The 12,903-nt window shown below is 50.6% G+C and carries 12 protein-coding genes; all 12 read right to left on the bottom strand.

The genetic code is table 11. From position 1 onward, the window contains the following. Positions 1-92: 92 nt before the first annotated feature. On the bottom strand, positions 93-1,823 hold the full coding sequence (locus tag QMG16_RS03320) for an ArsB/NhaD family transporter (RefSeq protein WP_281792250.1): 1,731 nt from the start codon (positions 1,821-1,823) through the stop codon (positions 93-95). Between the two features lie 323 nt (positions 1,824-2,146). Then, on the bottom strand, positions 2,147-3,628 hold the full coding sequence (locus tag QMG16_RS03315) for an SLC13 family permease (protein ID WP_281792249.1): 1,482 nt from the start codon (positions 3,626-3,628) through the stop codon (positions 2,147-2,149). An 80-nt stretch (positions 3,629-3,708) separates the two neighbouring features. Then, positions 3,709-4,263: a CBS domain-containing protein gene (locus QMG16_RS03310; protein WP_281792248.1), complete on the bottom strand. Its 555-nt coding sequence runs from the start codon at positions 4,261-4,263 to the stop codon at positions 3,709-3,711. Between the two features lie 191 nt (positions 4,264-4,454). Further along, positions 4,455-4,886 carry a response regulator gene (locus tag QMG16_RS03305; RefSeq protein ID WP_281792247.1) on the bottom strand — a complete coding sequence of 144 codons (432 nt, stop codon included), beginning with the start codon at positions 4,884-4,886 and terminating at the stop codon, positions 4,455-4,457. 109 nt (positions 4,887-4,995) lie between these two features. Further along, on the bottom strand, positions 4,996-5,367 hold the full coding sequence (locus QMG16_RS03300) for a response regulator (RefSeq protein WP_281792246.1): 372 nt from the start codon (positions 5,365-5,367) through the stop codon (positions 4,996-4,998). Between the two features lie 128 nt (positions 5,368-5,495). Continuing rightward, positions 5,496-5,966 (bottom strand): response regulator, encoded by a 471-nt coding sequence (locus tag QMG16_RS03295; RefSeq protein WP_281792245.1) that lies wholly within the window; start codon positions 5,964-5,966, stop codon positions 5,496-5,498. A gap of 312 nt (positions 5,967-6,278) precedes the next feature. Further along, positions 6,279-6,938 carry a sensor histidine kinase gene (locus tag QMG16_RS03290; RefSeq protein WP_281792244.1) on the bottom strand — a complete coding sequence of 220 codons (660 nt, stop codon included), beginning with the start codon at positions 6,936-6,938 and terminating at the stop codon, positions 6,279-6,281. Positions 6,939-6,979: 41 nt separating this feature from the next. Continuing rightward, entirely contained in the window at positions 6,980-8,209 is a 1,230-nt protein-coding gene (locus QMG16_RS03285) for a response regulator (protein WP_281792243.1), read from the bottom strand. 36 nt (positions 8,210-8,245) lie between these two features. Beyond that, on the bottom strand, positions 8,246-10,378 hold the full coding sequence (locus tag QMG16_RS03280; RefSeq protein WP_281792242.1) for a SulP family inorganic anion transporter: 2,133 nt from the start codon (positions 10,376-10,378) through the stop codon (positions 8,246-8,248). A gap of 66 nt (positions 10,379-10,444) precedes the next feature. Continuing rightward, entirely contained in the window at positions 10,445-10,822 is a 378-nt protein-coding gene (locus QMG16_RS03275; RefSeq protein ID WP_281792241.1) for a response regulator, read from the bottom strand. Positions 10,823-10,825: 3 nt separating this feature from the next. Then, complete coding sequence (locus tag QMG16_RS03270) at positions 10,826-12,547, bottom strand: sensor histidine kinase (protein ID WP_281792240.1); 1,722 nt, start codon at positions 12,545-12,547, stop codon at positions 10,826-10,828. Next, positions 12,544-12,900: a NifB/NifX family molybdenum-iron cluster-binding protein gene (locus QMG16_RS03265; protein WP_281792239.1), complete on the bottom strand. Its 357-nt coding sequence runs from the start codon at positions 12,898-12,900 to the stop codon at positions 12,544-12,546. Before QMG16_RS03265 ends, QMG16_RS03270 begins: the two co-directional genes overlap by 4 nt. Positions 12,901-12,903 lie beyond the last annotated feature (3 nt).

The raw sequence follows: 12,903 nt of genomic DNA, 5'->3' as shown, positions 1-12,903 counted from the left end.
TTCCTGTAGACTTTCGAACACCCCCTTAGTCCCCTCTTGAGGGTGGAATTGAAGAGGGGTGTCCGCTGCCGGGGAAGGTTTTCGAAAAAAACCTAAATTTCCACCACGAGCAACCAGAAGGTACAAAGGATGATCGTGATCAAGGTGGGAAATGCAGCGATCTTCATATACTTCATGAAAGAGATGTTATATCCGGCGCGTTCGGCCATGCCCACGGTGACCACGTTGGCGCTGGCTCCAATCATGGTGCCGTTCCCACCCAGGCAGGCTCCCAATGCCAGCGCCCACCAGAGAATGCCGTGCTCTGCACCCGGTATCACCACGGTGAGATAGCCGACAATGGGAAGCATGGTGGCCGTGAAGGGGATATTGTCTATGAGCGCCGATGCGATGGCGGAAACCCAGAGGATCATTACAATTGCCGTCACAAGGGAGCCCTGGGACATGTCCTTCACCCACTCCGCGATCACTTGAATCAGCCCCGTTTCCTCAGCCCCCGCCACCACCATGAAAAGCATGATGAAAAAAATCAGCGTCGGCCACTCTATTTCATGCTCGATCATCTCCACGATGTCCACACGACTCATGGCCATGAGCACTGCGGCGCCTATCATCGCCGCGATGCTCGGTTCCATGTGGAGGGCGCCGTGAGCGATAAAAAGCAGAATCACGATTCCCATGATAATGGAGCCCTGAGTGAGCAGGGTCTTGTTTGTGATCCTGTATTCCTCTCTCAGGTGATCGATCATTTTCTGAACATCTCCCACTTGGGCTTTCAGATAATCCTTTTTGTATAAGAAGATGAAGTAAACTAGACTGAAGACCAGCCCTATGGCACAGATAGCGGTGAGATTCTGCACAAAATCCACAAAAGAGAGTTTGGCATAAGATCCGATCATGATATTGGGCGGGTCACCGATGAGGGTGGCGGTCCCCCCCACGTTGGAAGCGAAGACCTCAGGCATGAGAAATGCGATGGGATTGATTTTCAAAGTCAAGGCGATTTCAACAGTTACGGGGATAATGAGAAGCATGGTAGTGACATTGTCCAAAAATGCCGATGAGACAGCCGTGATGACCATGAGGATGCACGAGAGAGCATAGACATTCCCCTTGGCCATCTGATAGGCTTTGTAGGCCGTCCATTGGAAGACTCCGGTTTTTTTGAGAATGCCCACAATCATCATCATGGCCATGAGAAGGAAAATAACGTTCATATCGATGGCGTGTATGGCATCTTCAAAACTCAGAATGACGTAATCATCATTAAAAGTCCCAGCGGTGTAGGTAATGAAAAGAAGGAGGGCTGCTCCCAGGAATGCCGCCAGGGTCCTGTGCATGAGTTCGAGAGCGATCAGAGCATAAACAGCGATCAAAACGAAAGTGGCGATCCAGAAGCCCGGGGTGATGGCGCGCATGAGAGTGAGATTGTAGTGTGCAAGATAGTTCACGTTTCCTTCTGCATCTGTTTTCTCTTGGACAACATCCTCCAGCAGGATATGGCCGGAGGATTTATACGCCGGTTTATCCGCTTCTATCTCCACTTTTGCTCCCGGCAGAGTGCCTGGGGGAAGCAATAGTTCCGCTTCATACCTTCCAGCCTTGGAAGTAATCACTTCCTCTTCCAGCTGTACCTTTGCACCGTTGACATAGAAATTCACTTCGACTTCTTTGACAGGTTTGCTTTGCGCATTGAGGATGGTTCCCGAAACAACCAGAATATCATGAGGACCCTGGGATTTCTCCTCTTCAGCTGCGCCGGCCGGAATTACAAACACAAAAAACATAAAGAGAAGATAACAAAAGAGCGCGGTTCTTTTCATCGACTGTTTCCTTCCTGGTATGTTGCACTCTTGATCAAATAACCGATCGGAAGTTATCTAACATTTTTGGTAGTTACCGCCTACGTCATTTCGGCATGCTTTTAACCGGAATCCAGCCAGACGGCAAATTCTCTGGATACCGGCTTTTGCAGGTTGTGAGACTGTTGAGAAAATTCTGTTCAGACTTAACTCGCTCTTGAATGGAGAGGCGGAGGGTGGATTAAAATTCACCCTCCTGGATCTCTCCTCAATAGAGCCAGGGAAAATATGATCTCTTTACAATGAACTGGGACCGTGAACCCGGCAAAAGCATGAGACCCGAATTACCCGGCGGCAAGAGTGACGGGCATTCCCATGATGGGCCAGATCACCAGGGCTGCAAGAGCGACTACGGCCATGAGTATCAGGCTCGCTGGAATGCCGTACATAAAGAATTCTCCGCTGGTAAACTGCTTGGAATCATAAGCGATGGCATTGGGTGCCGCTCCGACGAGAAGAAGAAAAGGCATGCCCGCCGTCACCAGAGAGGCAAACAGGATCACTTCAGGGGCTACTCCGAGATAGGGAGCTATGACCAGCGCCACGGGAAGGGAAATGGCAATGGCCGCCACGTTCATGATGAAGTTGGTCATGACCATGACAAAGAAAGCAATGCCCATGACAAACACAAACCAGTTGGCTTTCTTGAAAAGCACCAGCCAGTTGACTGCCAGCCATTTTGCCGCTTCCGTCTGCCAGAGGCAAAAACCGATGCTCATGGCCCCGCTGAAGAGCAGAATAATATTCCAGGGGATAGCCTCCAGGTCCTGTATATCCAGAATTTTCACGACAAAGAAAAGAATCGTTGAAACCAATAGAACGGCTGACTTGTTGAGGGGTTGAAGGGCAGGGACAAAAGACTGCAGGGACATGACAAGAATGACACCGAAGATGATGAGCCCGGCAAGAATTTCTCTCTGGGTTACGGAGCCAAGGTCCGCATACAATTCCTTGGCCCGTTCCCTCAACCCGGGAATGGTCTTTTTCTCAGGCTTCAGAAAAACCATGAAAAAGCCCCAAAGCAGAAATACCATCAACCAGCCAATGGGGAACATGTAGTACGTAAGATTGAAAAAGCTCACGTCTTTTCCGGCGATTTCCTTGAAAAAGCTGACAGCGACCGCACCACGTGCCGCACCCAGAAGCGTGATGATACTGGCGGCACCAGCAACATAGGCCATTCCAATGAAGAGGGCCTTGCCGAACTTGGAGGGTTTGTTTCCTTCCCCATAAAGCGCATAGATGACGAGGAAGAGCGGATAAACCGTGGCGGCAACGGCCGTGTGAGCCATGATATGGGTTAGTGCCGCTGTAACGACAAAGGCTCCCAGCAGGATGTTGCTCGTCTTCTCCCCCACAATGATGAGCATTTTGTAAGCCAGACGCTTGGTGAGACCCGTTTTGGTGAAAACCATGCCGATAACGATGGAGCCGAAAATGAACAAGACCGAAGGGTCCATGAAATCCCGGAAGGCCTCTTTGGCCGGGCGGACCATGAAAAGCACCTGAAGCACCCCGATGGCAAGACTCGTCACGCCAATGGGCAGCACTTCAAAGACCCACCAGGTGCCCGCCAGCAGAAACACCGCAAGGGCCCCCTTCCCTTCTTTGGAGAGAGGAAAATGTTTGCCCATGGGATCGATGGCATCCGGCCAGGGTGGAGAAAAATAGACCCCTGCAAAAATGGCGATTCCAACCAAAAGAAAAATGATGCGGCTCCAGTTGATACTGCTCTCCTTGCGAGAAGCACTCACCTCAGCACTCATAAAGACTCCTTACTCTATGCATCCTTCGATGCCTCGAATCACTCAAAAATTCAGCAAATGAAATTTCAACCGACAGGACTTTAAAGAGCACAGGCTTTCATGGCATCGCACACGGCTTCAAAGACATCGGTAAGCCGCAAAACTCCCACAATCTCCTCTCCATGCGTGACCAGCAGAGATTGATGTTGCCCCATGATCAACTGGTGAATGGCCGCATCGAGAGAATCCTCATCCGAGATATATTCTCCCTTGCCCGGAGTGTACATAATATCCTTGACCTTCTTTTGAGCGGCTTTCTTGCAAAGATCCTGGAGGGGCTTTTCCCAGAGACCGTAGTTTTTGAGCATGGAACTCACGAATTCCCTGCTGAAGCCGAAGCGGGAAATGGCATCAAGTTTCCCGATGTCTTCGTATTTGGGTTCCAGGCTTTTCAACACATCTAATTGACTGAGCTTTCCGACAATCCGCTTTTTCGCGTCATAGACGAGAATGGCCCGGTGCTTGTGACGCGAAGGATCTAAACACTCCTGTGCCGCCTTGAGTGCAACGACCGCCTCATAAAGAGTCGCATCCTCAGAAACTGTGGCATACTGCGCCAGAGGAACCATCAATTCTTTGACCTGAATAGACTTCATACCACCCTCCTCACAAAGGGAAACTCCTCGAAAAATAAACCCCATATATTACGCACTGTTCGGCGCATCTAAGCTTCCAAATCATGTGAATGTGCTCACATAAGATGAGAAAAATAAAAGGCAGCTGTCTCTTTTTCCCGGCTGCCCGGCAGTCCAACACCCCCTATCCAAGCAAGATGTCCCGCCCGGCCTCAACCCCATCCCCGCGTCATCATGATGCGCTCGATTTCGGCCTGGCGAATGCGTTCCTCCTGTTCCGCTTTGCGCTTGTAGGCCTTGACGATCTTCGCCACCAGATCCTTGGTCTCGGTGGGTTTCATGAGGTAGTCGAAGGCCCCGATTTTCATCCCTTCCACAGCAGATTCCACCGTGGCATTCCCGGTGAGCATGATGACTTCCAGGATAGGTTTGATTTTCTTGATTTCCATCAGTGTTTCGATGCCATCTTTTCCGGGCATGAGCACGTCCAGAATCACGACATCCATTTCCTTTTCCTTAATCTTTTCGATGGCTTCGTCGCCATTGTAAGCAATGGAAACTTCAAAATCGCGCGTTTCCAATCGCTCGGCCAAAACATCCACAAAATCTTTTTCATCATCTACCAAAAGAACCCTGATTTTCATCTATCTCTCTCCTTCGGTTTTTGTTGCACCCTTCTTCTCTGATTTCTCTCATCCATTATCCGAACTCCTCCACGTTTTCCAAACACGTGACAACAATTCTTTCAATCCTTCAGGACTTCGCTCCGTAGGCTCTTTCCAAAGCACTGACCAGCTCCCGGATATCCACGGGTTTTTGCAGATAATCAAAGGCCCCCAGTCTCCTTGCGATTTGCTCGTCGCTTTCCGAACCATGCCCCGTCAAAATGAGCACCTCAATTTCAGGGTGCGATTTTTTCACCCGCCTCAGCACCTCCATCCCGTCCATACCCGGCATCTTGAGGTCCAGCACCATGACGTCGGGAGGGCTATCCTCGACAATCCGCAGGGCTTCTTCTCCATTCAAAGCAATCTGGCAGGAGAGCTTGCGAATTTCCAAACGCTCCGCCAAAGCCTTGACCAATTCTTCCTCATCGTCCACCAGCAGTACTCTGAATTTCCCCATGATCCGCCCTTCTGTCTTTGACAAGCTTTTCAACAATCTATTCTTTTTCGGACCCAACGACATGCAATCCGCACAAGAGTCCTTTCATGTCTCTGATTTTAATACAATTCAGTAGCCCTTCCCATGGATCAAATCTTGGCTTTCCCCGAAAGATCTTCATTGCTTCGCTCTTCTTCGGCAACTTCGGTACTTGATCTTCGCCGACCGCTTTTCCTCTTTTTCTGCCTGAATGCTTCTTCCACGCGTTCCAGCAGAGTTTCCATATCGAAGGGCACCAGAAGATCGTCAAAAGCGCCCAACTTCATCCCTTCGATGGAAAGTGTGAGGGAGAGACCTTCAGAAGGGGTCATGAGAATGACCTCAGTCAGTGGCCTCAATTCTTTGATTTCTTTCAGCAGGGCCAAACCCCGCTTTTTGATGGAAGCCAACCCCAGCAAGACGACATCCACGTCGGTTCTTCGAATAATGTTCTTTGCCTCGGTTTCTCCGTTCGCCTCGAAGATCTCATAATTTTCGAGGCGCAGTCGCTCGGAGATATTCCGGCGAAACAAGTCATCCGCTTCAATGATCAGCAACCTTACTTCCACGGGTCGAGGCAAACCAGTATCCCTGCATCCCGTCCGTTTGCTGTGAAAGCACAACGAACATCTTTAAGAGTATTTCACATTCAGAAGAGACACCCAAGATTCCTGTTTTTCAGAAAATGGACATAAAAAAAGGGAGCGTCGGGGTCCCTTCACACAGGTCCCTTCAGTCTCCCTTTAATTGGCAATGATTGTGCCATTTTTAACTTAGCTGCAATTACAATAACTTACAGCTAATTTCGTTAAAGAAAGTTCACGATCAAGCCATATTGAAACAATTTAAAACAATAAGAATAAGACAAATTGAAACAATATAGCACGAAAATTTTATTTCGTCTCTGCGGGCAATGCTAGGGTAAAACTAAAACTGCCATGGCCCTTCTCCATCCTCCCCCCAAGGTGCTCCATAGTGTTTACAGCGACCATCCAGTTTTCAGCGCACGTGACATCTTCATGAAAAGCATCTTCGCTGCCAAGCTCTCCGGAACATACCACGCAAATTTTGACATCTTCCCCTTTGGGTTCTACCAGAAGCGTGATTTCTCCCCCGTTTTTCATCTGATTCCATAAAGATTCAAGGGCCCAAAACAGGCACATCTGAAAGTGGAGTGGGGAGGTCATCGTCGTAGGATTCGTGTCCGAGGGAGTACACCTGAGAACGACGCCCTTGAGCCTTGCAAAACGTTCACAAAGGAGGACCATCTGCCGACATGTATCATTGAGATCGATCGTAGCCAGGGGAAAATCCGGACTGTGGGCCAGGCGATTCAGCCGTGTCGACAGATCCACTCCGCGTTCCACCTGCTCCAGAATACGCGTCAAAGCCCGGGAAAACCTTTCCTGGTGAGGAAAAGCCCCTGCAGGAGTGACGGAAAGCAGGTCTTCCATAAGTCCCGCCGATTCCTTGATGATAGCCAGGACGTTTTTCAATTCGTGAGTAAAACCGGCAGTGACTTTACCCAGGAATGCTGCTTCCTTCCCTTCCATTGCCATCCTCCCGCAGTCCGACGGTCCGCTGCCCTAAAAAATCATTCGTCTTTCTTTCTCGCTTTGATCTTGGCATACGCTTCTTTCATTGTCCTGGTGAGGGTGTCAATATCCACCGGTTTTTCCAGGTAAGCACAGGCCCCCATCTCCATACACTTCTTTTCGATCTCGCTGGAACCATGACCGGTCAAGACGATGACTTCCACGTTGGGATGTTCCGACTTCACCCTTTGCAAAACTTCCAATCCATCCACGCCGGGCATCTTGAGGTCGAGAACCATGACTTCCGGTTCTTCTTCGGCCACCACGCTGAGGGCTTCTTCACCGCCATAAACTACAGCAGTGCCCAGATCACGCATTTCGAGCCTTTCAGATAGGGTCTGCACGAATTCGCGTTCATCATCCACGAGCAGCACCTTGCTGGGCAAAGGCACCTCAAAGTCGAATTTGCGATAGATATCCGTCTGATAATATCCGGCGCCCACTTTCGTTTCAATGTCCTTCACTCCCGGCACCGTCTGAACAATCCTTTTCAGATCCTCTTCCAGAGAAGAGAGCATCAGTACGTGTTTGTTGATGACCAGGGTGACCAAGCCGTCTTTTGCCGAAACAGAAACATTGTGACCCTCTTTGGCCAGCTTCATGTCCACCTGAGCAGCGAGGATGAAATCTTCCACAGCCTTGCGGGACGCTTCCGTCACCCTCAGCACGTCTTTTTTCACATTGGTAAAAATCAGAGCGGCCGCTTCATCCACACTGTTCTTGTCCATGGGAATGAGCATATCATAGAGTTCCGGGTCCCAGGGGTCTTTTCGACCGAACAGGTAGTCCACCCAGAGCACACTGCTTTCGTCTTCTTTGTGGACCCTCTTGACGGCATCCTTCTCCGAAAGCCCTTCGACTTGGGCAGCGATTCCGGCACGGTATTTCAGGTCCGCGATGATGCAAACCTTCAAAACGTGAGAAATGTCGGGGGGGACCATCAGAGCCGGAAAACCGGAGATGAGCAGGTTGTCCTGCTTGAGCAGGCTGGCAAGCGTCATTTTCAGACAGGCAAGCGCACGTTCTTTTTCATGAGTGAATTTATTGAAAACAGATGTTTTTCCCCTCAGCGCCTTGATCAGCTTGCTCTCATCCATTTGAAACTGTTTGCCGGCTTCAGCAATCAAAGAAGGTTCATCCACCAAAGTGTACCCGGACATTTCAACGACTTTCCGGATGACATCCGCTTCCTGACAATAGGAACCGCTAAAAAGTGTGATTACAGGCATGGTATCTTTTCCTCCAAGTTCGAGAGGGGGACGACCCTATTTAAGAAAACAAACCGACATCAGCGGACATTCCTCTTCATGGCACTGCGTATGCGCTCTCCCATGAATCACCTCGACCGCCTGCACCATGGTGGGGAATATGTTTTCCTCACGGATTTTTTCATATAAATGGGTACGTCTCATTACTGCAAGGACTTTTTCATTGATACCCGAGAAGGATATGTCATACCCAGCGCTTCGGACGCGGTCCACAATGAGAGAGAGCATTTCTTCACCGGAGGCATCCAGGTCATTGATTCCATTGGACACGATCAAAATGTGTCTGAGATCCTCTTTGTTCAGCATCAGGTCGGAAATCTGATCTTCCAGATACCCCGCGTTGGCATAGAAGAGAGGCCCGTCAAAACGAATCATGGCGATGTGTTTACATTCCTTGAGACCAAAGTCCTTCGCGCTCCGGAAGGAACGGTCGGGATACATGGAGAGCGTCGTGACTTTGGGCCGCATGCTCTTGTAAAGGAACATTCCAAGCGAGAGCAACACACCGATGATGATGCCCTTGTCCAGATGGGGAGCCGTAATGAGGGTGGCCACAAATGTGATGACCGAAAAAACCCCATCGTACCACTGGGCCTTCCAGGCATGAATGAAACCGCTGACGTTGATCAATCCCATGACCGCCATCATGATGACGGCGGCCAAAACGGACTGGGGCAAATGGTAGAGAAGGGGGGTAAAGAAGAGGAGCACGACCCCTACCGTGATGCTGGTGAAAACGCTGGAAAGTCCCGTGACGGCCCCAGCTTGAATGTTCACCGCTGAACGGGAAAAAGACCCGGAAACGGGAAAGCTCTTCCCGAAGGCTCCCAGGATATTGGCAATCCCCTGTCCGATGAGTTCCTGATTGGGATCGAGGCGCTGCCCTGTTTTGGCGGCCATGGCCTTGGCGATGGAGATGGCTTCCATGAATCCCAGCAAGGAGATGATGGCTGCGATGGGAAGGAGATGAAGAGCGATCTTTATGTCTACTTTTGGAACCGTGAGAGCGGGAAGGCCTGCAGGAATGCTTCCGACAACGCTTCCCCCACCCATCATGGACAAGGCGTTTTCATCCAGCGGCTTGTTGCCTACCTTGATTCTCCAAATGCGCCCGTCACTTTTCATGTCCGCCGGTAGATCTTTCTTTAAATAATAGACGCGGTTGCCATCGGGCCCTTCAACTCCTGTAAAGAGGCATGCACGCAGCTTTTCCCTGATGGTGCTGGCTTCCTCTTTGAGCTGATCCATCCTGGCGGTCATCAAATTGGCTTCGTGTTGCAGATTCAGGAACTCAGGCGAATGAACACCATGGGTTTCCTCAGCTTCCGTAATCCTGGGAGTGAGGTTGGTCCTTTCAGCGGCGAGCCTGTTGTTTTCATTCACGGCTGCGTTGAAATCGTGGATCAATCGTTGAACGTCCCCGGAAACGATGGCGCTGACAGGGGCCTTCACGTTGCGCTCATACCCCGTAGCCCACGAAATGATCGTTGTCACCACTACGGCTGCGAGCACATACGGGATCCTCTTGTCGATGCGCCTCAGGCCATACATGATCACGAAGGCCAAGACCCCTAGTCCCAATGTGGGCCAGTGCGTATAGTTGAGCGCTGCGAGGATGACCTTGTATACGGTTTCGTAATGATGTTCCGCGCTGTCGACGGAAACATTGAACATCTTGGACAACTGCGATGTGGCGATAATGATGGCACCAGCATTGGTAAAACCGTTCACAACAGGGTGGGAAAGAAAATTGACCACGAGGCCTAAGCGCAAAACCCCCAAAGAGAGCTGAAACAGACCCACTATCAGGGCAAGCAGGATCGCATACCCTATGAAGGCGTCACTTCCCGCTGTCGCCATGGGACCCAGGGCCGCCGAGGTCATGAGAGAAACGATCGCCACGGGACCCGTGGCCAGTTGACGGCTGGAACCAAACAGAGCCGCCAAAAGGGGTGGAAGCAAAGATGCATAAAGCCCGTAATGAACAGGCATTCCCGCAAGCTGTGCATATGCCATGGATTGAGGAATCAGGATCAAGGCAACGGTCAGGCCGGCCAGAAAGTCCACTCTGAGCGTCATGAGGTTCACGTCCTTAATCCAGTCAACAAACGGTAATATTCGCCGAATCATAAATCTACCTTCCTCCACACCCTCATTTACAAAGAACCGTTCCCTGTGGAATCGCAAAGATCTCTCTCATTTCCCACCCACCGATTCCAACGCCTTGCCTATTTTCTCTATGAGTTCGCCAATGTTCAGGGGCTTCATCAAATAATCGAAGGCCCCCAGCCGCATCCCTTCCATTCCATCCCTGGTGGAACTGTGCCCCGTAAGCAGAATCACCGGAATCTGCGGATATTCTTTTCGGATCCTTTGAAGGACCTCCAATCCTCCTAAACCCGGCATCATCATGTCGAGCACCACCACCTGCGGAGGATCCTCCTCAAGGCACCGCAACGCCTCCTCGCCGTCGAATGCCGTTTGGGCATGAACTCCCCGCAGATTCAGTCTTTCGGAAAGGGTCGTGACAAACTCCACCTCATCGTCAACCAGCAGCACTTTCCATTTGCTCATTATCTAAACTCCAGATCCATTCCGTGGTTTCTTGGGCAAATAGACCGTCATGGTCGTTCCCTTGCCCTCTTTGCTCTGAACCTCGATGTCGCCACCAAGCTTTTTGATGATGCCATAGGTGATGGGGAGCCCCAGGCCCGTTCCAGTCCCCTTCTTCGTCGTAAAGAATGGCTCAAAAATGTGCTTGATGGTTTCTTCGGACATCCCGCAACCATTGTCCTGAATGGAGACCGCTTCAGTATCCATGTCCTTTTCGTAAGTGGTGACCGTAATGATCCCACCGTCTTCCACTGCAGCAAAGGAGTTGTTCAGCAGATTGAGAAAGACCTGTTGCAACTGACCACGGTCGGACGCGATTCTAGGAAGATTATCCGCCAGCTGAAGACGGACATCCAGGTTCCGGTACAGGGCTTCCTTTTCAAGAAAAGTAAAAGTCTCTTTCACTACTTCGTTGAGATCCAACACTTCGATTTGGACTTCCATACGGCGGGCAAATCCCAGAAGGCGATGCGTAATGGAACGACACCGATTGATCGATTGAAGGATCACCTCGGCCAGCGCCTTGAACTTTTCCTTCTCCGGGAAATCCTCGCTGTATTCGAGCAGGTCAGTCATCAGGCCCGCCTTTTCGTTGATGATGGCCAGTGGGTTGTTGATTTCGTGAGCCACTCCCGCAGCGAGCCTCCCTATAGAGGAAAGCTTATGCGTGTGCTCCATTTCTCTGAATGCGGCTTCCCGCTTTTCGTCACTTTCCCGCATGCGCCGCACCATGACATCCGTAAGCTTTAAAACTACAAGGAAAATGACGACCACGCTGAAGAGAAACAGAAAAAAGAGTTCTGTCTTGAGCGTATACCAGGCCTTCAACACTTCTCCCCGGGGCTTTACAACAGCCAGGATATAGGGGGAGTGGAGAAAATAGGTATAGGCTATCAAGACTTCCCGACCCTGCGGGTCCTTTTCTTCCACAACATTGGCTTCACTGCTGAAAGGGGGAAGAACGAGCGGAAACTGGTCCAGGACCCCCCCATACCGCTTGGACGGGGTTTGAAAAACACCGCTCTTGTTGAGCAAAAACGCATCGCTACTGGGATCCAGCTGCATGGAGGCAATGAGGTCGTTGAATTTTTCAGTATCGATAGTGGCCCTCAGTATCCAGGCGCTCCCACCGTCCGTCCGGCGCTGCACCGCCATAACAATGTGAGGGAATTTTCGGTATCCCATAAAAACATCACTGATGTAGGTCCCCCGAATCCTCACTTCATGAAACCAGCTCTGTTCTTCGTAATTCTTCCCCTTGAGGTCGTAGGGCCCCACATAGCTGACCTGGACCCCCTTGTCATCGATGAGGCCCAGGTCGACGAACCCTCCGAACTCCTGCCGCATTACCCTGAAGATACGGTTCAAAGCGTTTTCATCCGCCAATTCTTCAAGAGGATAGGCAGAAGCGATGAAACTCACCGTGGAGAGCCGCTGAGCGAGAAACAACTCAAAAGAGTGTTTCGTTTTGTTCACGAGAACCCTCAAAGGATTGACGATCTCGTCTTTGAGAGTGGACTGATACTGGTGATAGTTCATAATCGCCATAAAAAGGAGGGGAACGATCGTGATGACGATCATCAAGATCATCATATTACGGCGGAGCAATCGGTAGCGTACGGGGGATTCTCCTTCTTCAGGAAAATCCAAAAGATGAAAACTCTTGAACCACTCCTGGACCTTCATCTGTCTCCCTTCACCTCCCGTTCAAAAAGGATGTCTCCCGGTTTCAGCATTCCCCGCCGAAACCGGTTCAACACCGCTTCTGCAGAACCTATGACGGAATCAAACACCTGGACGCGCTTCCAGGTGAGGTATTGGTGATATTCTTCTTCAATAGCCCCGCAAATCACCGCCTGGACATCTTCCGTGAGGACCATGTGGCAGAGCTTTTCCGCCGAAGCCTGGGGAAGAACGAGAATCTTTTCCTCCACCACTTTTCCGTCTTCTCCCACTGCGGCGATCAACACTTCCGTCGCCAGATCGAACCTGGGAGCGACATCATTCCCGTAAAGTGATATTAATACTCTCTTTACCATAGC

It is taken from the genome of Desulforhabdus amnigena, from assembly GCF_027925305.1.
GTDB lineage: Bacteria > Desulfobacterota > Syntrophobacteria > Syntrophobacterales > Syntrophobacteraceae > Desulforhabdus > Desulforhabdus amnigena.
Note: the sequence above shows the minus strand (reverse complement) of the source record. Positions and strands in the feature narration are given on the sequence as shown.